General features: G+C 48.3%; 17 protein-coding genes. 12 read left to right on the top strand and 5 right to left on the bottom strand.

Translation table 11 applies throughout. From position 1 onward, the window contains the following. Positions 1–64: 64 nt before the first annotated feature. The 11 genes from L0156_02300 to L0156_02250 all read left to right on the top strand — a co-directional run bounded on the left by L0156_02300 (position 65) and on the right by L0156_02250 (position 16,417). Positions 65–841 (top strand): hypothetical protein, encoded by a 777-nt coding sequence (locus tag L0156_02300; GenBank protein ID MCI0601821.1) that lies wholly within the window; start codon positions 65–67, stop codon positions 839–841. After that, entirely contained in the window at positions 838–4,584 is a 3,747-nt protein-coding gene (gene pglX / locus L0156_02295; protein ID MCI0601820.1) for a BREX-1 system adenine-specific DNA-methyltransferase PglX, read from the top strand. Before L0156_02300 ends, pglX begins: the two co-directional genes overlap by 4 nt. Before the next feature lie 2 nt (positions 4,585–4,586). Continuing rightward, on the top strand, positions 4,587–7,148 hold the full coding sequence (locus L0156_02290; protein ID MCI0601819.1) for a PglZ domain-containing protein: 2,562 nt from the start codon (positions 4,587–4,589) through the stop codon (positions 7,146–7,148). Further along, complete coding sequence (gene brxL, locus L0156_02285) at positions 7,138–9,186, top strand: protease Lon-related BREX system protein BrxL (protein MCI0601818.1); 2,049 nt, start codon at positions 7,138–7,140, stop codon at positions 9,184–9,186. The genes L0156_02290 and brxL overlap by 11 nt, the downstream gene beginning before the upstream one ends. A 438-nt stretch (positions 9,187–9,624) precedes the next feature. After that, positions 9,625–10,206 carry a hypothetical protein gene (locus L0156_02280; protein ID MCI0601817.1) on the top strand — a complete coding sequence of 194 codons (582 nt, stop codon included), beginning with the start codon at positions 9,625–9,627 and terminating at the stop codon, positions 10,204–10,206. Positions 10,207–10,212: 6 nt separating this feature from the next. After that, positions 10,213–11,316, top strand: a complete 1,104-nt coding sequence (locus L0156_02275) for an XRE family transcriptional regulator (GenBank protein MCI0601816.1) — start codon at positions 10,213–10,215, stop codon at positions 11,314–11,316. Positions 11,317–11,697: 381 nt separating this feature from the next. Beyond that, positions 11,698–13,599, top strand: a complete 1,902-nt coding sequence (locus L0156_02270) for an ATP-binding protein (protein ID MCI0601815.1) — start codon at positions 11,698–11,700, stop codon at positions 13,597–13,599. A 198-nt stretch (positions 13,600–13,797) separates the two neighbouring features. Then, a complete protein-coding gene (locus L0156_02265; GenBank protein ID MCI0601814.1) occupies positions 13,798–14,247 on the top strand; it encodes a hypothetical protein in 450 nt (149 codons plus the stop codon). A 70-nt stretch (positions 14,248–14,317) separates the two neighbouring features. Beyond that, positions 14,318–14,800 carry a multiubiquitin domain-containing protein gene (locus L0156_02260; protein MCI0601813.1) on the top strand — a complete coding sequence of 161 codons (483 nt, stop codon included), beginning with the start codon at positions 14,318–14,320 and terminating at the stop codon, positions 14,798–14,800. Then, entirely contained in the window at positions 14,775–15,962 is a 1,188-nt protein-coding gene (locus tag L0156_02255) for a ThiF family adenylyltransferase (protein ID MCI0601812.1), read from the top strand. Before L0156_02260 ends, L0156_02255 begins: the two co-directional genes overlap by 26 nt. Beyond that, positions 15,962–16,417 carry a hypothetical protein gene (locus tag L0156_02250; protein MCI0601811.1) on the top strand — a complete coding sequence of 152 codons (456 nt, stop codon included), beginning with the start codon at positions 15,962–15,964 and terminating at the stop codon, positions 16,415–16,417. The genes L0156_02255 and L0156_02250 overlap by 1 nt, the downstream gene beginning before the upstream one ends. Before the next feature lie 112 nt (positions 16,418–16,529). Here the strand turns inward: L0156_02250 and L0156_02245 are convergent, their stop codons facing one another. The 5 genes from L0156_02245 to L0156_02225 form a co-directional block, all read right to left on the bottom strand. After that, positions 16,530–18,170, bottom strand: coding sequence for a sigma 54-interacting transcriptional regulator (locus tag L0156_02245; GenBank protein ID MCI0601810.1), 1,641 nt, complete (start codon positions 18,168–18,170; stop codon positions 16,530–16,532). 14 nt (positions 18,171–18,184) lie between these two features. Next, positions 18,185–19,429 carry a protein kinase gene (locus tag L0156_02240; GenBank protein MCI0601809.1) on the bottom strand — a complete coding sequence of 415 codons (1,245 nt, stop codon included), beginning with the start codon at positions 19,427–19,429 and terminating at the stop codon, positions 18,185–18,187. 82 nt (positions 19,430–19,511) lie between these two features. Then, the gene (locus L0156_02235) at positions 19,512–21,101 is read right to left on the bottom strand and encodes a hypothetical protein (GenBank protein MCI0601808.1); all 1,590 of its coding nucleotides are present in this window, start codon (positions 21,099–21,101) and stop codon (positions 19,512–19,514) included. A 9-nt stretch (positions 21,102–21,110) separates the two neighbouring features. Continuing rightward, positions 21,111–21,584, bottom strand: a complete 474-nt coding sequence (locus L0156_02230; protein ID MCI0601807.1) for a hypothetical protein — start codon at positions 21,582–21,584, stop codon at positions 21,111–21,113. Positions 21,585–21,638: 54 nt separating this feature from the next. Continuing rightward, complete coding sequence (locus tag L0156_02225; GenBank protein MCI0601806.1) at positions 21,639–21,872, bottom strand: hypothetical protein; 234 nt, start codon at positions 21,870–21,872, stop codon at positions 21,639–21,641. A 43-nt stretch (positions 21,873–21,915) separates the two neighbouring features. Here L0156_02225 and L0156_02220 point away from each other — a divergent pair, with 43 nt between their 5' ends. Beyond that, the gene (locus L0156_02220; protein MCI0601805.1) at positions 21,916–22,332 is read left to right on the top strand and encodes a hypothetical protein; all 417 of its coding nucleotides are present in this window, start codon (positions 21,916–21,918) and stop codon (positions 22,330–22,332) included. The last annotated feature ends 84 nt before the right edge of the window (positions 22,333–22,416 follow it).

The following is a 22,416-nucleotide window of genomic DNA, read 5'->3' as shown; positions in this document are numbered from 1 at the left end:
TTCGCCTAAAGAGGTTTTCGAAAACAGCTTTCGTTTGGCCCAGCTAATGTTGGATGTGTATCGAATGTTGGAAAACGACAAGGTAATTACCGAAAGTGAGCTTCTCACGAAACTGCGGGGTGTTGTGGGCGCCAGATCCGATGAAATGTTGCAGTTGATTCTTAATTCGATTTTTGTTGGGATCATTCGCGAAGAGGCGCGCATTCATCCATCAACCCTGAAACGCGAATCACTTGATAACCTCCTTCGTCAAGCTGTTGTCAGTGCATGTACAGCTTACGAAACATACCTGTCCACTCTGCTGGGGGAACATATACATGATGTTATCGATATGAAGGGTGCTGATTTCTTTCCAAGCGACAAGGACGTGACGGAATATTTTAAGGGTTTGTCGCTCCCAATAGGAGAAGCGTTTCGTCTGTTAAACGATGAGGAAAGTTCAGTTTTTTTGGGAAGAAAAATAGTTTCCTACGTCCAAAATAAGAATCTTGGATCTGTTAATGGTTTAAAGACGGTGGGGTTGCTTCTCGGTCTTAAGGATCCTTGGACAGATGTTGGTGCTCGCCTAAATCGCAAAGCGGCTGAGGTTACAAAAGTGGTCGGAGACTGTCTCCAAAGAAGAAACGATATCGTTCACAGGAGTGATCGAGTTCTAAATGACGAATCAGGAACCAGACAGCCTATCGCCTTTTCCTGGACCTCTCAGGCGGTTGATACGACCCGCCATGTTTGTCTCGCCTTAGATGAAATTGTTGCACAACGCCTGATTCAACTCCGGGAAGAGTTTTTAGTGGCCCAAAAGTTCTTCTTGCAAGCATTAGATAATCCTCCTCCCAAATGAATACAGACAAAATACGTGAACTAACACTCTGGGCGCGTGAGTTGCTGAGCCGCGAAGCCGAAGAACTGCTTCTTCAGGTGTATGGGTTAACAACGGACGGCACTTTCCTACCGAAGAATCAAATTCCCGCCTTAGCCAGATCAGAAGAAGCACTCCAAACACGAAGCGATCTGGAAAAGCTGTTCAATGATGAACAAGATGCGGGTTTTACGGCTGAGCAAGCCTGCAGCAGATTGGTTAAAGAAGTAGCTTTCACTCACTTGAACCGGTTGGTGGCTCTAAAGATGCTTGAAGGCCGGAAGCTACTGCCCGGAACAATCAACAAATACCATGACTCGAACGCATTTAAGAAATATCTTGGCTCAGGAGATCACGACCAAGATCTCAAGCTCTATGAAGCTGGCAGCACTCCGGTTGATGATCTAAGCGAAGGTCCAAGAGACAAGGCTTATCGCCACTTTCTGCTTTCCCAATATGCCACCCTCGCTTCTGAAATTCGAGTGCTTTTTGATGCCGGTAATCTCCCGAGCCGCCTTTTCCCGCGGCCGAAGATATTGCGCCAGTTGATCGATGAGCTGAATCGCGAAGATTTAAAAGAGGCATGGGAGCCAGGCAACGAAGAAACCATCGGGTGGGTGTATCAGTTCTTCATTGCGGAGGAAAAGGACGCTGCCTTCGATCGGGTGTTCAAGCAAAAGAAGAAATTTCAAAAGGATGATATCCCTGCCGCCACTCAAGTATTCACTCCACGCTGGATCGTTAAATTTTTGGTTGAGAATAGCCTGGGCCGTTTGTGGTTAACAATGCATCCCGATTCTCAGCTTGCAAACCGTATGGAGTACCTCGTTCCCATTCCAAAAACACCGGCAGCAAAGACAGAGAAACGAGTAGCGGATGTCAAAGTGCTTGATCCGGCAACAGGAACGATGCATTTTGGGTTGGTTGCGTTTGATTTACTGGCCGAAATGTATCGTGAAGAGATTGCAAATGCAGGCAGGCCCGGCTGGCCAGAACATTCTTCGGTTGAACGTGAGGGAGACATACCAGCCGCGATCGTTGGGAAAAATGTCCACGGAATTGATATCGATTTACGCGCCGTTCAGTTGTCAGCATTAACCTTATATATTCGGGCGAAATCCTTAAACAGAGATTGCTTAATCAAAGACAGTAATCTTGCCTCTTCTGATGTTGCAATGTTTCGTGGACAGCATCTGGAGCAGGCTTTATCTGGTGTCAAGCTTCCTCAACAGATATCAACAAAATTGATGCAGGATTTTTGTCGAGCTGTTGATGATGGTGCATTAATGGGTTCGCTCGTACGACTTGAAGAACATTTTCAAGGCATTGCGGGTCCGGAAATTAAACGTGTTGTTGATTCGTACGCCGAAAAAAAAGCCTCTGATGAGTCGTTTTTCCTTGGCGAAACGAGCAAGGGTTTGAGACTGTTGCAACTTCTATCACAACGATACGACGTTGTGTTCACGAATCCCCCCTACATGTCGAGCCGAAATATGAATCCTGAGATGGTCCAGTTTTTGAAGGATGAGTACCCGGCCAGCAAGGGTGATCTTTATGCAGCATTCATTCAGCGTTGCGGCGAGCTATTGAATGAAGACGGCCGAATGGCCATGGTAACACAGCAGTCGTTCATGTTTATCAGCAGCTATGAAAAATTTCGTGAGTGGCTGCTCGAAAACTTTGCGATCGAAGCGATGACGCATCATGGGCCACGTGCCTTTCCAGAAGTGCAAGGTGAGAAAGTAAATACAACAGCTTTTATTTTGCGGCGTGAATCGTTTCCGAATGACCGGGAGAATTCTATCGGTGTTTACTTTCGTTTGGTCAAGGAGCCCGATGCGGTGGCGAAGCAGCTCGCGTTCGAAAATGCGATCGGGCGCAGAAAAGCCGGTGAACCTGATGCACTTGTGTACGAATACCGACAGCGTGATTTCGCGGCCATTTCTGGAGCTCCATGGGTGTATTGGATCACGGAAAAGCTACGCAACGTATTCAAAACTTCATTGTCACTTGACCAATTCGCTGAGCCCAGGCAGGGTTTGGCTACTGCAGACAACTTCAGATTCTTGAAATTTTGGTGGGAAGTGAAGTCTTCAAATATCGGTTTCGATTGCCAAGATGGAGAAGAGTGCGAGCGGCGAGTTGAAAGATGGTACCCGTACAATAAAGGAGGAGTATTCAAGAAATGGTTTGGAAATCAAGATTATGTCATTAATTACGGGAAGAATGGTCACGAAATAAAGGCTTGGGCCGACCCGTTATACGGCAATTCAGGCTGGTCAAGAATTATTAAATCGACGGAATTCTATTTCCGTCGTGGCGTTACGTGGACCGATTTAACCGGCGGCCACTTTAGCGCCCGGTTGTCCCCCGGCGGATTCATCTTCGATGTTTCCGGGTCCTCTGCTTTTCCAGAAGATGTTTATCATGTACTAGGTGTAATGAACTCGCAGTTCGCTCAGTATGCACTGAAGTTGATCAATCCCACGGTTCATGTCCAGGTAGGTGATCTTGCCCGACTACCAATGCCTCAACATGCGAGTTCCAAACTGCAATCGCTTTCTGAACAGACTGTGTCTATTGCAAAACAGGGCAGCGAAGATGATGAAACGACTTACGATTTCATTGCACCTCATGACTGGGTAAACGGAATCGAACAGATCAAAGCGAGACGCGGGCAACTGAAAGAAATTGAAGAAAGGATTGATGAAGAAGTTTATCGACTTTACGAAATCGGAGAAGAGGATCGCAAAGCCATTGAGGCAGAACTTGCTGAACCGGCAGCATCCGGCGAAGAAGAATCAAACGGTGATGAAGAAGAGGAAAAAGCTGAAGCAGAGATTTTATCAAAGCGGGAACTCGCATTCCGATGGATCAGCTACGCTGTTGGAATCACATTAGGCCGATTTCAGCCGGGAATTGAAGGTGAACTTGGTTGCGGAAGATTCCCTGTGGAAACTGCAAAGCGACTTCGCGAGCTTTCTGATGCGGATGGACTCATGGTGCTGGAAGAAGGCCATCCAGATGATCTTGCAGTAAGAGTACCCCGCATTCTGACCGAGATCTATAAGGATAAGGAAGCAACAGCGATCATTCAGACGGCAACCGGTAAAGCCGGTGCTCTGCGCGGAGATCTCGAAAAGTATTTGCTTGGTGATTTCTTCAAAGAGCATATTCGCCGCTATCGCAAGCGTCCAATCTATTGGCTATTCCAATCACCGGAGAAGAGTTACAACGTTTTCGCCTTTTACGAAAAGCTGACAGGCGATACTCTATCCTTATTAAGAGGCAACCGATACTTAGGTGGCCGAATCAACCGCGCAACCTCCGACTTGCAACAGGCACAACAGATGGAACCGAAGAAAACGGGAAAGGAGAAAGCATTGTTGGGCAGAAAAATATCTGAGCTGGCGGAATTGCTCGAGGACTTGAAGCAGTTTGATAAAAAACTCCAGGAAGCCGCTAACGTCGAGATCACAGGAGTGGACGGCAAACACAAAGTTGTGGGATGGAAACCGGAGTTTGATGATGGAGTGCTGTTGAACGCAGCGCCTATTCATTTCCTGATGCCTTCTTGGAAACCGGAACCGAAGAAAGCGTGGGAGGAATTGAAAGCCGGCGAGTATGATTGGGCATACACTGCCATGCGGTATTGGCCGCAGCGGGTCATCGAAGCGTGCAAGAAAAACAAGAGCTATGCAATCGCACACGGGCTGGATAAGTAAAGATGGGAGTCATAGCAGATCATCTGCAGGAGATGTTGGCCCGGCAGGTCGCCGAGCAAGGAATTGTTCTATGGTTTGACCCTGACCAAACGTACTCATCACTGATTGAGACTCTCAAAATTCCGTCTTGTAAGATTGCCCGGTATAACACAAGCTATTACGATCTGCGCGCGCAGATCGAAGAAGCCTTACGCGGACCGCATCGTCCTCACATGCTCGTTTATGTTCCGCTCCATCGCGATCAAACGAAACAGGCGCTTGCTGAGCTGGCAGCGCTGGGAGCGGTCGCGCAACCGGGGGATCGTTCCGTGCTACGGAACACACGATTATCATTAGTTGCAAGAAGATCTCTGAAGGGACGCATTCCGGATCATCGATTGGATGAACTGGAAAAACAAATCGATAGTGGACAACTCAAACTTGCGGATCTAGAACGCCTCGCCGACGAAGGGAGTGATCTCCGATTGTCCCCGGTACTCAATGTGATTTTTGGTGTCGACATGCCGGAAGAAGCAGCATTGAAGTTTGTCTCATCTGACAGATACGACCAAGTGTTACTCGACAAAAAAGCGTCATCAGAGCTCATTAATTCTCTCTCTTCAATATATAAAGCTCCGATCAAAACAGAAAAATCGCCCGAACAGTTGAGAAGCGTCTTTGCGAGACACGTTCTGATAGCTGATTTCCTTTATTCACTGGCTGATGATATCCCTCCGGCGCTCGTGACTCTTGCCGGAACGATCGATGCGTACGCATTGAGGAAATGCTCTGAATTGGCGGCATCCTGGCGTGGACAGCTTGGTCTCGCTGAAAGTTACAAACGAGCGGCGGCCCAAGTGGAGAAGTCACTGCACGTCAACAGCATGTCTTTACCATTTGAAATCTGCCAGAAAGTGGAAACATTTGCCAAGATCGACGCTATCCTATTAACGAATACTGCAAAGAAACTAATCGAGCGGATTGGTGAGGACGTATTGGCCTTTGCTAGCAAACGAGCGAAGGGTTTCTGGGCTACGCAGGACCCAGAACTCAAGGGCCAGTGGAATATTCTTAACCTTGCCGCTCAGTTGATTCAGTTCAGCTCTTTTGTTCAATCACAGGTCGGCAAGAAGAACGCCTCATCCATAGTCCGTTCTTATATCGATGAATGGCACCGGATGGATACTCTCCATCGTTATCTGGAAAAGCAAACGTCCAACCTTGAAGTGCATTTAAAGCTGCCGGATGATCTTGACAAGCTCGTCTCATCCGCGAGAAAAGCACACCACGAAGCGGCCACTCTGTTAGCTGAAACTTTTTTAAGAGCCTTGAAAGATGCCTCTTTTCATATACCGGACTTTTACAAGCAAAGTGAAGTTTTCGAGATTTTTGTAGAACCTCATTTTCATCAGAAGAAAACCGCATACATTTTCGTAGACGCATTACGCTACGAAATGGCGACGGAGCTGAACGGACTACTGGGAAAGGAGTTTGATCTTCAGCTCAATGCTGTGATTGGAACGCTTCCGGCGGTTACTGAAGTTGGGATGGCCGCTTTGTTACCAAGGGCCCGGCAATCCATGCAACTTCGTGCTCCCAATAAGGCGTTGGAAGTCGTAATGGGCGATAAAGTCCTCGCAAATCGGGAAAAGCGGATCGAATACTTTGCGTCAAACATCGATATGCCGGTTGTGGTTTTGAAGCTGGAAGAATACAAAGCAATAAAAAGGAAGCTGAAAGAAGTGCCGAGCGGCCCATTTATCGTCCTGCTGACCTCTCAGGAAATCGACAGCAGTGGAGAAAAAGGTTTTACATCGACCAGGCAAATGATGGATGATGTTTTAAGTCAGCTCTGTATCGCGATGAGGCGACTGGCGGAGGTAGGAGTCGAACATATCGTCGTTGCTGCAGATCATGGATTTCTGTATGGAGAAGAAATGGACGACTCGATGAAGATTGATGCGCCCGGAGGAAAGACCGCGCTGCTGCATCGTCGCGTCTGGGTAGGGCGAAACGGCGCTAGCAGTCCAAGCTATTTTATGGAACCGCTTTCGAAGTTCGGCATCAACAGCGATCTTGACATCGCCGTTCCCTTGAACCTGGCTGTATTCCGTTCGGGCGGATCGGTTTCTTATTTCCACGGCGGGGCATCCCCTCAAGAACTCATCATCCCAGTTCTGACAGCCCGCCCTAAAGTGACCCAGCATTACGACACAGTGAAAGGCATCTCATGGAAGCTGGCACTTGGGACTCCGAAAATTACCAGCCGTTTTTTTTCCGTTACAGTTACAGGGGAATCGCGAGTGCTCGAGATGGAATGGCCCCGGATCAAGGTGGAAGCGCGGGTCGGAAACGAGAGTTGCTCGATTCCTGTCAGTGGCAGCTATGGGTTCAACCAGACAACGGCAGATTTTGCGCTACGCGAATCCACGCAAAGCCCGAACAGCGTGGAACCCAATACCATTGCTTTAATGCTTACCGAAAAGGCGCCAGCGTCAGGATCCGTTACCATCCATCTGATTGATTCGTTAACCGGAATGGAACTCGTAAAACCGAATCCTGTGGAGGTATCGCTTGCTTTCTAACCAGTCGGTTCCGGACGCGCTGGACGCCAAGGTCAGCAAAACTTTCGCCGGTAAGGTCGTCCGAAAAGAATTGGTGCGCAAGCTCAAGTTCGGATCAACAGTGCCGGTTTATGTTCTGGAATACTTGTTAGGCAAGTACTGTGCAACCGATGATCCTGTCGCAGTCGAAGCAGGATTAAAAATCGTCAACTCGACTCTTGCGGAAAATTTCGTGCGCCCCGATGAAGCGAATAAGGCACAGTCCGTTGTCAAAGAAAAAGGACGACACATCCTCATTGATAAAGTCAAAGTTCGGTATCTGGCTGAAGATGATAAGTACTGGGCGGAAATCGTAAACTTCGGGAACCGCTTCATTCATGTCCCGGACCGGTTCGTGCGGAATTTCGATCGTCTTCTCGTGGATGGCGTTTGGTCCGAGGTCGAATTACGCCATGAATATGATGATCAGGTTCAGGGTCGCCGGAGTCCGTTTTGGATTGATGATCTGAAGCCGATTCAGGTGGCTACATTCGATATCCAGGAATATTTTAACGGGCGAGAAGGTTTCACATCAGAAGAGTGGGTCGATTTATTAGTTCGCACAATCGGGCTAGAACCCATCGGGATGAGCCGGCGGTTGAAACTCCTTTATCTGATGCGGCTCGTGCCATTATGCGAGCAAAATTATAACCTGATTGAATTGGGACCCCGCGAAACCGGAAAATCGTTCGCGTACCAGCAACTCTCTCCGTACGCAATTCTTCTAACTGGTCCTACAACCGTTGCCAATCTTTTCTACAACATGAGCACGAACAAGATTGGATTGGTTGGCTTGTGGGATGCGGTCGCATTTGATGAAGTGGCCGACCTGCAGAAGATGCCGCGAGAAGTGATTACCACGCTGAAGACCTATTGCGAATCAGGAAGTTTTGCGCGAGGAAAAGAGCAATTGAGCGGCACTGCTTCGGTTGCATTCTTTGGAAATATCCACCAGGCGGTTGATGTGATGGTCCGGTCGTCGCATTTATTTGCTCCTTTGCCGGATGTGATCCGGGAAGACACCGCCTTTCTGGACCGCATTCATTTTTATGTTCCTGGGTGGGAGATTCCGAAAATGCAGACCAGCATGTTCACTTCAGGGTATGGATTCGTCGTGGACTATCTTGCTGAGGCGCTTCGTGAGCTCCGCCGCCGCAATTTCACCGAGATTATTGATACGCATTTTTCTCTTGGATCGCAATTGAAATCTCGTGATGTTAAAGCATCACGAAAAACCGTTGCAGGGCTGGCCAAACTAATTTATCCCCATGGCGAGATGACGAAAGACGAACTCCAAGAAATATTGGAGCTCGCACTGGAAGGAAGGCGAAGGGTCAAAGAGCAGTTGAAGAAGATGGGTTCATTTGAATTCTTCAACACATCTTTCTCCTATATAGAAAAGGAGACAGGTGAGGAGCGTTACGTCGGTGTTCCGGAGGAAGGCGGGCGGAATCTGATTTCTGCGGATCCGCTTGCACCCGGGTCGCTTTACACGGCCTCCGTTGATGATCAAGGAAAAGTTGGTTTGTTTCGACTGGAGGTCGGTTGCTCATCTGGAACTGGAAAGCTGAGTTTGTCAGGTGCAATCGATCCCGGGATGCGCGAGTCGCTTCGTCGCGCGTTCTCCTACATACAGGGTCATAAGGTGGATATGGGAATTGCTCAGCAAGTGGATACGACTGACTTCCATGTCGAGGTCATCGATTTATTGCACAATCACGTCACCGGAGAGACGGGCGTTGCGCTTGTTGTCTCGATATATTCTGCATTGAAGAAATCTTCGACTTTGCCAGCGCTAATGGTGCTTGGAGATCTGAGCATTCAGGGGAACATTAAGGCTTTGCGCTCCTTAGACCAAGCCCTTCAATTAGGAAAGGAAAATGGTGCTCGCCGTGCAATGGTTCCGATAGAGAACAAGCGCGATTTCCTTGCCGTTCCGGCCGACATCATGGAACGCGTCGACCCGATCTTTTACAGCGATCCAATGACGGCAGCGCTTAAATCGCTTGGCTTGACGTAAACACGCAACCCCGGATTCTTGAAATTTGTGAGAGACAAGAGCCTGACCGTTCCAGGCGTATCACGAATTCAAGAAAGCCGAATTAGATGGCTCGGCAGAAGCTTTATATGATGATTGCCGAGATGATCTGGAATCCTGCCCGTCTTTCAACAATCCACTGATTATTCGCATCTGGCCCATGCCTATTTCTTCTCCGGAACTTCTCTTCAATCACATGCAAAGATGGAGCACTTGTTGCCATTACGACTCCAACACTCTTGATGATGCAGAGTTTCACATCCTTTGCAACAGACCCCACGAGTGTAGATTGGAATAAACCGCGCGGCAACGCAGAATAAAGTCGAGCAATCCGGAATAAAGTGCAGCAATGCGGGGAGCCATTGACAGAATGGTAATTTGCTGGTAATTTTATTACCGATACGAGGTAATAATAAGAAGATGAACCTACCGCACTTTCCTAATCCTGAAGAAACTTATCAAGAATTGGACTGGCTCCTGCGCGAGATTTATTACGCCTTGGAATGGGGCGCGATGAAATCAAAAGAAATAGTTGATGCTGACGATCTCGAATTTGATGGTACCATTTGGGCTGGCAATGTTCGAGCTTATGCCAAGAACTATTTACAGAAGAAAGAATTTGCAGATCTCAAGATGGAGCATATCAATAACGCTGGTTTGTGGCTCCAACTTCCAAATTACGGTATCAGAATTTGGAAAGCAAATGATCAAAATCCGCCGGCGTCAAAGTCCGACCCTAGACAAGCGTATTGCCAACAGCTTCTCTTTACCGGTGTTGACCCGCTAAAACTCATCATCATCTGGAATTCTGATAAACTTCACAACCTTTCTCGGCTTTGGTTGGTTTGTCCAAAATACGCTGACGAAGAATCCGTTGAAGCTCATTGGATAATGGAAATAAAAAATCCCGGTCTTTCTTCTTCCGCGCCTCCACCTCCGAATGATCCGGGAGAACTTCCTATCGAACCGAAACAAGAGGACAAAAAGAAAGAAAATGGATGAAAACAAATGTATAGCGGAAAACGCATACGACAAGCAAGGGAACTTCATGGGTGGACTCAAAAACAATTGGCTGACAAAATTGAAGTTTCTCAGAGCGCGATAGCTCAGATTGAAGGAGGATTCAAAGAGCCTTCCGCCGATTTGATATCTGATATTTCAAGATACACCCGCTTCCCTCTTTCCTTTTTTTCCAACGATCCTTTGATTGAGTTCGACTCAAGCGCCGTTGTATTTAGGGCACACGCCACGATGACAAGACGGGAATTGGTAGAGGCTAAGCGGTATGCAGAAGTACTCTACGAGCTTTTCACACTGCTCGCCGCCAAGATTAGCCCAGTCCCCCCCTCTCTCCCAAAATCCCCATCGAGTGATCCTCAGCAAGCAGCCATTGAAACTAGAATGCATTGTATTCTCACCGAAGATGGTCCCATTGTGAATTTGATAGATACTTTAGAACGAATTGGAGTTTTGATTTTGGCTCTGCCAGTCGAGCTTCCAAGACGTGACGCATTTTCGTGCAAAATCGTTCATGATACTCCTGGAGACCAAGTGCCTCTCATTGCGATTTCCAAGAACAGACCTGCTGACAGGATGAGGCTAACCATTGCTCACGAATTAGGCCATCTTATTTTGGGGCACAAGAAAAGACTAGGCGTTGAACAGGAGAAGAGTGCCAACCAGTTCGCAGCAGAGTTCTTGATGCCTCAGAAAGGCATCGTTCGAGATTTTGTATCGCCACTTACTCTTTCTAGGATCGCACAGCTAAAACCAAAATGGGGCGTTTCCATACAAGCCTTAATCAGGCGAGCCTTTGATGTGCGAGCTATTTCGGAGCGACAATATCGTTACTTATTTGAGCAGTTATCCGCTAATGGGTGGAGAATGAAAGAACCTGAAAGCCTAGACATACCGGCAGAAAAACCACGGCTAATTCGACAGATGATCGAGGCTATATACGGGGTTCCTATTGATCTCGCCCAGCTGTCTTCACATTCGCAATTGGGCGAAGGCATGCTTAAAACCATTATTGAGGGCTATAGAGAAAAATCACAATCAAGATCGAAAGCCACTGCAGATTCGAACATATTGATGTTTAGACAAAACAAGTAAAGGAGCTTCGAAGAATGGGCTGTGTTACGAAGTACCTTCCCCAAACGGTGGAGTCTATGGTCCTTATTCCGGAGATAATGATTTCCGAGACTTTCGTCTGGGATATGATTCCAACAGCAAAGAGAAAACAAGAATTGCAACGGAAATCATAAATGCGCTCGGGCTGCAGCAAAATGCGTGAGACGTTATCGAAAGATTGAATCAGTCGCGCAGAAAACCGTTGTCACTCATTCTTACAATAACGATCAAACTTCTAAAATTCCACGCGATTTCTGGCCACAATGTAACTTTTGGGCGTTTTCAACTACTTATTTAATGAGAGCCATTATGCTCTCGACTCTGACCCCGAACAGCCGGTGGTCACAAAACAGGAGAATCGAAATGCTAGAACAAAATACTCCCACCTCGTCGGAAGCTGATGCTCAAACCCCAGTTTGGGGCGAGAATGCCCCGCGCGGCGGGAAGACTGTACTGAATCGGATCATCAAGGAAAAGGCGACCGTACCGCTCTTTTTCGGGCAAACACTCATCAGATCTTTGCGCGATGTCGGTTATAACAGCACAACGTCTGCGTTGTGCGAGCATATTGACAACGCTATCCAGTGGGGCGCCACCGAAGTTCGCGTCTATTTTAGCCAGACTGGTAAGAAAGGCGCTTACCAGACAAATATTTTGGTACTCGATAACGGCAACGGGATGGCACCCAATGTCCTAAAATTCGCAACATCGTTCGGCGGTTCCATGGTCTTTGACAACCGTTCCGGCATCGGGCGCTTCGGCATGGGCATGAAAACTGCGGCGCTCAGCATGAGTCCGATTCTTGACATTTATTCATGGCAGGAATCGGGAGCCTATTACAATATGACCCTCGATGTCGAAGCCATCGGAAAGGAAAAATCAAACCTCATCGAGCTGCCAGACCCTACTCTTATGGACCTGCTGCCGAGTGAGGTCTCTGATATTTTGACGAAAGCACTCTCTTTTCCCGATCGAAACGAGCAGTCGCTTTTTGCGCAAGATGTGGACGAACTCAAGGATAGGCTCGGGAAGTCAGGTACGATCGTTTATTTGCCGTTGTGCGACCGGCTCACTTTTGCGAAAGCTCGGACGCTGTGTGAGCATGCGATCAAAGAGATGTCCCGTGTCTATCGCCGCGCGCTTGCAAAAGGCACAAAACTCTACGTGAATAATCGGCTGGTAGAGCCTTTCGATCCGACATACTCCATGGTCTCTGCTCGGCACACCAGAATTCCTGAGATCAGAGTGAAAGAAAGCCGGGTAGTTTTTTCTAAGGTCATCCAAGTGAAGCGGAGCGAAAACCACAGTCAGGAATCGGAAAACGTCGAGCGTGCACCCGTCACTATTCGCCTCTACGCCCTGCCGATCTCAGATTGGGGAGCGCTTCCTCTCAAGGTTCGCAAAAACGACCTGCACCTATACGACGACAATACGGTCTCTGTTTTGCGGAACGACCGCGAGGTTTTCATCGGAACGATTCCAGAGATCATGAAGCGTCACAGTGACGCGAACTGGCTCCGCATCCAGATCGATTTCCCAGGCGAGTTGGACGAGGCATTCGGAGTAGCCGCGAATAAGCAGGGCATTCGTCCCAAGGATTATGTGCTGCAGGACATCTCTGAAGCGCTATCTGGAGAAATAACTGCACTTCGCGAGCAGATCAAGAAATATCAAAGCGAGCAGACGGTAATACGCCATGGAAGCAAGCCAAGCGCCGGTGAAATGAAGGCTGATGAGGCCGAGCTTCGCCAGGCAAAGGCCTTGATCGAGCCTACGCCGAACACTCCGGAGGAACAGCGGCAGCTCGATGAGAACCTCCGTACTCTCGCGATGATGCTCAAGCGGGAAATGGAGACTGATGAGGAAGCCTTTGAGCGCGTTAAGAGCTCGAAGCACATCATACATTATAAGCATGACGAGTACTGGCCGTTTTATCATGTAGATCAACGATTCGGCAAAATCATTCTGACGATCAACACGGCACATCCATTTTACGGACGGCTTTACGAGCCGTTGAGCAATGCTGCGCTGACACTGGACGCGCGAGTCGCCGAGGGTGCTCCTACAAGTGCGGAAAATAATGCCTCCGAGCCGCAGACATTCAATGGTGCGCAGCAGACTTTAGTAGCACTCCAGTTGATGCTCCTGTCGCTAGCTCGGGCGCAGAGTTTGATGGCTCAGCAGGATCCTGAGCGGAAGCAGATGTTCGACCTTCTCCGAAAGGAGTGGTCAGACACTTATGCGACGCAATTGACAACTTTCTGATCTTTTTTTCTAACCATCTGTAACATTAAGCGATTTTGGACTACAATAATTGTGGGGCAGAACGGCCTTGCTAGGCGGCTGGTATAGGCCTCGAATCGGGCACAGCGTTCCGGTTCGCGGTTCAGCAAGCCAATGAAAAGGTTCATCTGCACTCAGTCATCGCGGGGACAATAGCGATCCCCACAAAAGGAGATGAACATGGAAGACTTACCTTTTCCTTGGTGCGTTTATGCGGAGCACCAATCACAGGCCGCGCGTTGCGGCAAAGTAACTCACCGAACTTGGGGTATTGAAAACGGTCTCGCCTTCTTGCTGGCGACCGTTGAATCCACCGGCGTTCCCGCAGATCAAGAAGAATTTCAGCGCAAATTCAACACGGCCATTTCCACCGGCTCCTGGGTTGAACGGAACCATGCGCGGCTCAAGCGTAAATATCTTCAAGAGCAGCTCGAACCACATGCAGAACATCGGATGCTGGCTCGCCTTCGTCTGGCAGAGCTCCGGGGCGACATGAGCGTGGCGGAATGGCGACTTCTTGTTTCTATTGCGCGCGGATTTTCCTACCACGAATTGACCAAAACAAAGGTGGGCCGCGCAAGAACACTCATTTCACGCTTGCGGGCGCGGTTATGCCAGCAGGACAACTGATGCCAATCGAAATTAGCGAAGCAGTGCCGCAAAGGAAGAGTTACCAAACACATTTAAGGAGGATGATTTAATGTCTGAACAAAAAACGAAAGCGGACCAGAAACACGATGAGGTGAGGATTCATATTGATCAGAAGCTGCACGTATCGCCAAATCCCACCATAGGCGAGGCCATATATAAGCTCGGCGATATAGAACCAGGACTCGTGCTATATCGCGAGGTTACCGGCAATAGAGAAGATCAGCCTATTCCAAACGACCAAGAGATAATCCATCTGAAAGATGGCGAGCATTTCCACAGTGGTTCCGCCAAGGGCAAGGAATTCACGATCATCGTAAATGGCCGAAAGAAAGTCGTAACGAAGAAGGAGTTGTCGTTCAATGAAATCGTCGCCCTTGCGTTCGACCCTGTGCCGACCGGAGAGAACATCTTGTTCACAATCACATATGAGGGCGGCCCTCATCCGAACCTAGAAGGTACGTTGATGCCTGGAGGAAAAGTTAAGATCAAGGATGGAATGATCTTCAATGTCACGCAAACTGATAAGTCATAGCGCTGACCTGAAAAAGCTGCGCGACGAGGGTTATGATCTCCAAATCCGTTCCGGCTATTTACTCGTGAAGGATGTTCCGTATGTAAACTCCCGCAAAGAAATAAAGCTCGGAATTCTGGTCTCAACATTAACCCTGGCGGGCGATATAACCTCACGTCCTGAGGATCATGTTGCTCATTTTGTCGGCGATTACCCCTGCAATGCGGATGGAAAGGAAATAGAGCAGATCAGAAATTCATGTGAAAACCGCACCCTCGCTGAGGGCGTCGTGGTCCAACACAGGTTCTCAGCGAAGCCCAAGCCGAGCGGATTGTATGAGGATTATTACGTTAAAGTGACCACATATGTCGCAATCATATCCGGCCCGGCTCAGTTGATCGATCCATTGATTACGTCAAAAACGTTTCCCGTTATCGAACCAGATAAAGAGAATGAGGAAACTGTATTCAATTACATCGATACCGCTTCAAGCAGGGCCGAAATTGACTTCGTCGCAAAAAAGCTAGAACCACTAAAGATTGCAATCGTGGGGTTGGGCGGAACCGGCTGTTACGTGCTGGATCTTGTTGCTAAGACCCCTGTAAAGGAAATCCACCTTTTTGACGGAGATGCTTTTTTGCAGCACAACGCTTTCAGATCCCCGGGCGCTCCTTCGATTGACGACCTGATGACGAAGCCACCTAAGGTTGTCTACCTGAAGAGTCTGTACTCGAAAATGCACCGGGGTGTCATTGATCATGCGGTTTATGTAGATGCAGGGAATGTCGGGGAACTGCAAAACATGGACTTCGGTTTTCTTTGCCTGGATCGCAGCTCGGCAAAAAAGATGATCGTGGAAATGCTCGAATACTGCGGCGTTCCGTTCATCGACGTCGGTATGGGTGTTAATGTGACTGATGATTCATTGGGCGGCATTCTAAGGATCACGACCAGCACGCCGAAACAGCGTGACCATGTTCGTAACAGGATCTCTTTTTCGGATGGTGGTAGAGACAATCAATATGATACGAATATCCAGATTGCTGATCTCAACGCTCTCAACGCCGCCTTAGCTGTCATCAAATGGAAGAAACTGTTTGGCTTTTATCGCGACCTCAAGCGTGAACATCACAGCACGTATACGATCGATTGCGACTTGCTCACAAATGAAGACATGCGTTAATGAGAAGGAAGAGAGTTCTTAAACATGAATTCGTCGAATCTATTCCCGATCATATCGAGAAGGAGACCCTTTACATATCGATTAGGTATGCAACCGTAGTCCACAAGTGCTGCTGTGGCTGTGGAAAAGAAGTCGTTACTCCGCTGGGACCAACGGATTGGAAGCTCATCTTTGATGGCAAGACGATTTCGCTTCATCCTTCGATCGGGAACTGGAGCTTCGAGTGCCAGTCTCATTATTGGATAACGAATAACAATGTTCATTGGGCTGCTCGATGGTCTAGAAACGAGATTGAGGCCGGAAGAGCATACGACCGCTCTGAGAAAGAGAGATACTTCAACATCGGTGAGATGGCAATCGAGGGTGCAGCAGAAGATACCCGAGTGATGTCGGAAACCGACAAAGGAAAAACCGGATTTTGGCAGATAGTGAAACAATGGTGGCAGCGTTTATAAATTAAGCATTGAGTTCGCTCTGCTCGCCAAATTGCTGACCTTATTTTCGAATCCAATCCCTTTCGGTTGGGTCTTTCTCTTCTACCCGCTCAAGGATCGTTCAAGAAGTGTTCTAGACAAAAGCTTGATCGAGGGATTCAGGTGAAATCCGGGCCGGGAAGTCAAACTCGTCCTTCAGCGGCAGGATTCGCTGCTTGCGCAGGTAGCCGACCCAATCGATGAACTGATCCATAACCTTCTGCTCAGTAATACCCAGCCTACGGCCGATGGGAGCAACCGCTCCACGCGTAACAGTAAAAAGAACATCAAAAAGAGCCCTGAGTTGTTCTTTGGTGATCCGTTTCTTGTTCCACATCTCTTGAAGTTCTTGAAAACTCAACTGGTGCAAAAAGACTCTGCTTAAGAGCACTTTTCCATCCACGGGTTCAGTAGAAGAAGTGTTGTCGGGATATGCAACACAGTTCGCACTGCATCTTTCAAGAACAAGTTCCACGTCCTTAAGAGTAATCTCCATGGACTTCGCATATGCTTTCGCCATTCCAATGAGGTCCTGCAGCTCACGGACGTTTCCGGTAAGAGGAAGTGCTTTGAGCAAGCATATTGCGTCTGGAGAAATGGACTTCGTTTTTGCGAAATGGTCAGCAAGAACCGAAATGTCTTCTTTTCTATCGCGAAGCGGCGGCAGATAAATTGGGAACTTGTTGATGCGCCAGTAAAGGTCTTCCCGAAACTTACCTTCCTGAACCATCTTGTGGAGATTGCGGTTTGTGGCGCAAATCAGCCGGAAATTTACCACTTCTTCTCTATCCTCGCCTAAAGGTCGAACCTTACCCTCCTGTAAAACTCGTAGAAGCATTCCCTGTTGGATCAGAGGCAGGTCCCCGATCTCATCAAGAAACAGCGTTCCGCCATGCGCCGTTCGCACAAGGCCGGTACGGCCTTCGCGCGCATCTGAATAAGCGCCTTTCTTATGCCCCCAGAGTTCGGAATACGCAAGCTCCTTCTGAAGATTGCTGCACTCAACTGTTACAAACTCCTTTGAGCTGCGTGAGGAAAGGTCGTGGATAATCTTTGCAACGACACCTTTGCCCGTGCCGGTTTCACCCTGAATCAAGACCGGTTCCTCAACACATGAAATCACAGTCATGATGTCGTTTTTGATCTCCACAATCTTCGGAGAAAATCCAACGAGACGTTCTAGAACAGTTGCAGGATTCTGCTTCTGCAGTTCCATAAACTTATCATTCCGGTCTCTGAGTTTTGCGGAATTTCTTCGGGCGATCACCAACTCCAAGTACACAGCAAGGTGGTCAGCAAGATACTTCAAGAATCTCGCATCCTGCTCGGTGTATCGATGCGGTCCCCGGCGCACATCACAATAGATTGTTCCGAGCCTGCGATCTACAACAGACGCTGTGTCTACAACCGCAGCCAGGCAATATTTCATGTCGTAGTCCATCTGGCTTTTCGTTTTACTCCGCTCCGCGACTTCCGCAAACCAGTAGCCTGTATCGTTGTCATCAGCTTTGGCCTTGTTCACAACTGTGTAGCTCACACCGCGTTCCTCTGCCGGCTGGCTCGTGATCCAGTACTGATCAACTTGATCGTCACCAAAAATCACCGTGACGTTGTCAGCACTCATAACGTCTTTGATGACTTTATGAATTTCGAAAGCCAAATTATCAGACCGGATAAATTCCCGAAGATGTTCAAGAACGTCCAGAACGATCTGCTTCTTTTTGTAGTCAATCATCCTAACCTCACAGCTCAAATAAAATTACGAAGGTAATTTTTAAACTCGTCTTGTTGTAAAAGCGGAAAGTGACGCTTGATATAAGCGAGCGCGTGTGCTGCTGTCGGGCGATTTTCGGGCGCCCGCGCGAGGGTTTTTTGAAAAAAGTCACAGTAATACTCCGGAACGTTGTCCGGAAGGGGATAAAGCGCTCGCGACCCTACGTCAGCGTATATTTGATTCTCATCCGCATAGAGCCTGGGTACGAAGAGCCGGTACAAAGTCAAACCTGCAGAATAGACATCAGATTGCCGACTGTGTTGAGGATGAAAACGGTCCAGTTGTTCGGGAGCATTATATAAATGATGCCCTGCGATGCTTTCACGAACAGGACGAATGTCGCAGCCGGTCTCAAACAGTCCGGATCGCGCGCTTCCAAAGTCGATTAGAAACATCGATCCGGATTTCGAAAAGAGAAGATTATCCGGACACACGTCTCGATGCTGAACATTCAGCTGCAATCCATCATCAGCAAAGTTGTGAATGTACTCCAGCGTGCTGAAGAGCTCACAGGCAATGAAACTCACAACTTCGCTGCGAGCAGGCTCAATCACTGAAAAGAGATCGTCACCTCTCATTCCATCAACGTAAGGCAGAATCATGTACTGATAAGAATTCCAGCAACCGGACAGCAAAAGCTTCAGAATGTTCTTGTGAGAAAATTTGGAAAGAAGGATCGCTTCATGGTTAAACGACTCCGAAATCCTTGCACTCTGCAGCCAGGTTGAATGAAGAAACTTAATAGCGACGCGCTCGGACTTGTTGATGTTCGAATACGCTTCCCAGACAGCCGACATCCCGCCGGATTCAATCAGGTTGATAAGAGTATAGCCCTTAAGGGTGACGCCTTTACTCAAGCCCGAAATTTGTTCGAATTCCGGCATTATGATTTCAGCATCAGGAACGCCTTTTCCGTAAGAGGCGTAATTGGCAATGTACTGCCGCACAAGATCGATAACCGACTCTGTTGGGTAGAGCAAAATGTCTGCGGCAGTGTGATTTTTTACGGTCTCCTCTGAGTCATTCGATTCAAGAATCAGAATTACATCCATAACCACCTCTTGCTTGATCAGCCTGGAAAGTTTCTTTCCGGTCATATCATCTGTATGTGGACCAACGATAACCAGGGAAAAGGTTTCCTCATTCCGACGGCACCAATCAAAGGCTTCCTCTCCGGAGGTAAAGCGGAATGCTTTCACTTTCGTATTCGCCAGCTCCATTTGAGAAACCTCCCTATCACTACCCACCAGGACAACAGTAATCGGTGCCGTTCGCGTTCTATTGAGCTCCAGTGCCATGAGATCATTCAGATCCGAGTCTTGCGACTACCGTTTGGTTTTTCAAACAGGCGCCGAACAGCCGCGAGGCGTAGAAAAAATCCAACACCTTCAGACCGAGAAAATCGTCAAACATCTTTTGATCAATAAAGGGATCTCCATCGGGTTCCGGAACCAGTGCTTCATATGGAAACAGCAGGAGATATTTGTCGCGGTAACCGGAGTCATAGCACTGTCCGCAGCCCTTTGGTTCGAGAAAGTCCGCATCAACAATTCGGCCATTTGCAATTTTTACTGCGTGAGAAGAAACGCCTTCTGCACATTTGCAGAGCGGGCGAAAACTCGTAAAGAGATAATGCCCGACGATGCATGCTTCAAACCTTCTTCGGATCGGCCGCTCACGAAGATACTCAGAAGGATGAATTCCTGTGTAGAAGAGAATGACCGGAACGCTTTGCGACAGATCGATCAGATCATGAGGATCTGTTTTGAGATGAGTGTGGTCGGCAAATACGACGTTACCGGCGTAAAAGTCGGAGCCATCGATTCCCCAGTTGGAGAAATCGGAAAACTCCACCAACCTTTCCTTCAGTCTATCCATGAGGAACTGGCGCACAGAACCCACTTCCTCACGGTGCGATGCGATAAGCAATATTCCCGATGCTCTTTCAAGCGCGATCAGCAACTCTTTCCAGACGCGTTCGCACGTCGGCCACAATGAATCTTCAGAGATTCTTGTTGGAGAAACAGTCATGATGATGGAGTTATCAGTTGTCCCAGTGAACCGGAATGAAAACTCGCTGGAATCTGCAAAACCATCCTTGAGCCTTTCCGCGTCAGAAATCCATTCGTCAGTGGAATCGAAGCCCTGCGGTTTGACCCACTTTTTTCCGATCAGGCATTGCGGAATTCCATTTTCGGTAAAACGGACAAATTCAGGACGCACTCTCTCCACCCATGCCCGGAAGACTCGCAGGACGTGAGTATAGTCGCGCTCTTCCTGGTACTGATCGACAAGAAGCTTGGGGGACTCATTGAGTTCAACCCCCACAAAAACTACTTCCTCTCTTCCAAGCTCAAGCTGGGATAAGCCCTTCAATGTGTGAGCAGTTCCAGCAAGAAGAACGACCCCTTTGCTTCGCGAGCCGAAATTGAACACTTTAATCGGATAAAGAGAATGAGTACGAAATACGGAACACTCAGATCGCGAAAAAAGAGATCTGGCGGGAAGAAGGTCCTCGTTTATGGCTTTCACAAGATAGCGGCGGATGCCTCCATTGACGATAAAGCGGAGCATTTGATTCACTGCGATCGGTGTGAAGGTCGAACGCAGATGATCAATTGAGCTCAAAGGATGCGTCGAGTTCCTAAACATGGAAAGGAGTTTTTCTTCATGCTCTCTCCTTCGTGGAAGTTCATCAAGGATCTCTGAAGAAACTCCTGAATAGAAAATTTCCATCAGTTGCCGGTTTTCTGTTGAATCTCCATTTTTTTCGCAAATACAATCGCCGCAAACCTCGCAAAACGGCGTTGGTGAAACAATCTCACCGTGGTTGCAGAATTCGATTTCTTCGAACCTTGCATTGCATCTCAAACAACGGATTTCATCGATCATATGTACTCCCTAAAAAGCGAACCTGGAAAAATCGGCCTGGTCGATATCAAAATCAGTGCCGAACTCAGCGAAGTACTGAGTTTTCTCCCTTGTGATAAGAATGGGGGCGTTGCTTCTGTTCTGGCATTCTTTCTTGCTGGGACGTCTGATCACGAAATATCGCCCTTGCGACTTTTCACAAACGAGCAGGTCGCGGTTCTTGATGTCTAATGAAGTTACGATGTAGTAGCGAAGCTCATCTTCCGGAACGTGAAGATCCACGAGCTCCTTGAGACATTGGCTGGAAAGATTGCGCAAAGAAAAGCGGAACTCCATCGCAGGTTCAGCGCGCATTTCCTCAATCAATGTGGTGATCGCGTGCGTTTCACCCAACCCTGCAATTCCGTAAGGCGTGCGCGCCATCAACAGATCGAATCCGTGTTCCATCGCCCGCAGCCTGAAGAATTCAACGTTACCCGTTAGCTCAAAATAAAGCAGACCCATCGCAACCTCTCTGGCACCGTAAAAGCAAGAACTTGGCCAGCTTTTCTTCGTCGGTCAGGGAGAGATCACGTCGACGTTGTGGATATCATTCCATAGATATCGCATATCAAAAATGAGTGTCGGGGTCGAAATCTTTCGACCGCGACCCAGAAAGTCTTCGACCTTTGGGCCGTTCAAATGGATCTCCACCGAGTCAGGTGCCGTGGCGTTTAGCTGGCACAGTTCTTGAGTTTCGTAATCGGGTATGCGAAATAGAAACGCTCCATGTAAGTCTTCACGGAAAATCATCCTGCTTTACTTAACCTGCTGCTTCTTTGGAGCTGCAGCGATTGTGCAAACCGGGGAAATCGTTTGCACAACGCCCCTCACGCACAGAAGTCCTGATCTCTATGGAACGGTTGTAGCAGCTTCGCGCGGAGTCATCACGATCCAGCTCTATAAACCAGCAACCTGCGCAAAGGCATTTTACAAATGCGGCGATGTGAAGTTCGGCGGCGATATTGGAAGGGATCCGAACGCGCCGAAAGAAGTATGGCTTGGAATGATCACCGCGATGAGTGATCTTGGCGGAAATATCTTCAAGGTATATGTAAGCCCGATAACGAATCACATCCCAAAGATCCCGCCCGCAGGATTACAGAATGTCTATCTTCACTGGCAGGACTGCACCTGCTTCGATGCGTTCTTAGCCGGAAAGCCTTGCGATTCCAACGGCGATTTAGGGAGCAGCTATCCTTGCGTTGATTGACGTACTTTCAGAGAATAGAGGCAGTGTGGCGATGCAGTTTGAGACCGGTAGATATTGTTAAATGATGCCCGAGAGTCCGATATC

Source organism: bacterium, assembly GCA_022616075.1.
Classification (GTDB): Bacteria; Acidobacteriota; HRBIN11; order JAKEFK01; family JAKEFK01; genus JAKEFK01.
The sequence above is the reverse complement of the archived record's forward strand: the minus strand, read 5'-3'. Positions and strand labels throughout refer to the sequence as shown.

Bases quoted from the DNA above. Each gene is read 5' to 3' on its own strand.
- L0156_02300 (MCI0601821.1), top strand. From the start codon at position 65: ATGTTGGAAAACGACAAGGTAATTACCGAAAGTGAGCTTCTCACGAAA.
- pglX (MCI0601820.1), top strand. From the start codon at position 838: ATGAATACAGACAAAATACGTGAACTAACACTCTGGGCGCGTGAGTTG.
- L0156_02290 (MCI0601819.1), top strand. From the start codon at position 4,587: ATGGGAGTCATAGCAGATCATCTGCAGGAGATGTTGGCCCGGCAGGTC.
- L0156_02280 (MCI0601817.1), top strand. From the start codon at position 9,625: ATGAACCTACCGCACTTTCCTAATCCTGAAGAAACTTATCAAGAATTG.
- L0156_02275 (MCI0601816.1), top strand. From the start codon at position 10,213: ATGTATAGCGGAAAACGCATACGACAAGCAAGGGAACTTCATGGGTGG.
- L0156_02270 (MCI0601815.1), top strand. From the start codon at position 11,698: ATGCTAGAACAAAATACTCCCACCTCGTCGGAAGCTGATGCTCAAACC.
- L0156_02265 (MCI0601814.1), top strand. From the start codon at position 13,798: ATGGAAGACTTACCTTTTCCTTGGTGCGTTTATGCGGAGCACCAATCA.
- L0156_02260 (MCI0601813.1), top strand. From the start codon at position 14,318: ATGTCTGAACAAAAAACGAAAGCGGACCAGAAACACGATGAGGTGAGG.
- L0156_02255 (MCI0601812.1), top strand. From the start codon at position 14,775: ATGTCACGCAAACTGATAAGTCATAGCGCTGACCTGAAAAAGCTGCGC.
- L0156_02250 (MCI0601811.1), top strand. From the start codon at position 15,962: ATGAGAAGGAAGAGAGTTCTTAAACATGAATTCGTCGAATCTATTCCC.
- L0156_02245 (MCI0601810.1), bottom strand. From the start codon at position 18,170: ATGATTGACTACAAAAAGAAGCAGATCGTTCTGGACGTTCTTGAACAT.
- L0156_02240 (MCI0601809.1), bottom strand. From the start codon at position 19,429: ATGGAGCTGGCGAATACGAAAGTGAAAGCATTCCGCTTTACCTCCGGA.
- L0156_02235 (MCI0601808.1), bottom strand. From the start codon at position 21,101: ATGATCGATGAAATCCGTTGTTTGAGATGCAATGCAAGGTTCGAAGAA.
- L0156_02230 (MCI0601807.1), bottom strand. From the start codon at position 21,584: ATGGGTCTGCTTTATTTTGAGCTAACGGGTAACGTTGAATTCTTCAGG.
- L0156_02225 (MCI0601806.1), bottom strand. From the start codon at position 21,872: ATGATTTTCCGTGAAGACTTACATGGAGCGTTTCTATTTCGCATACCC.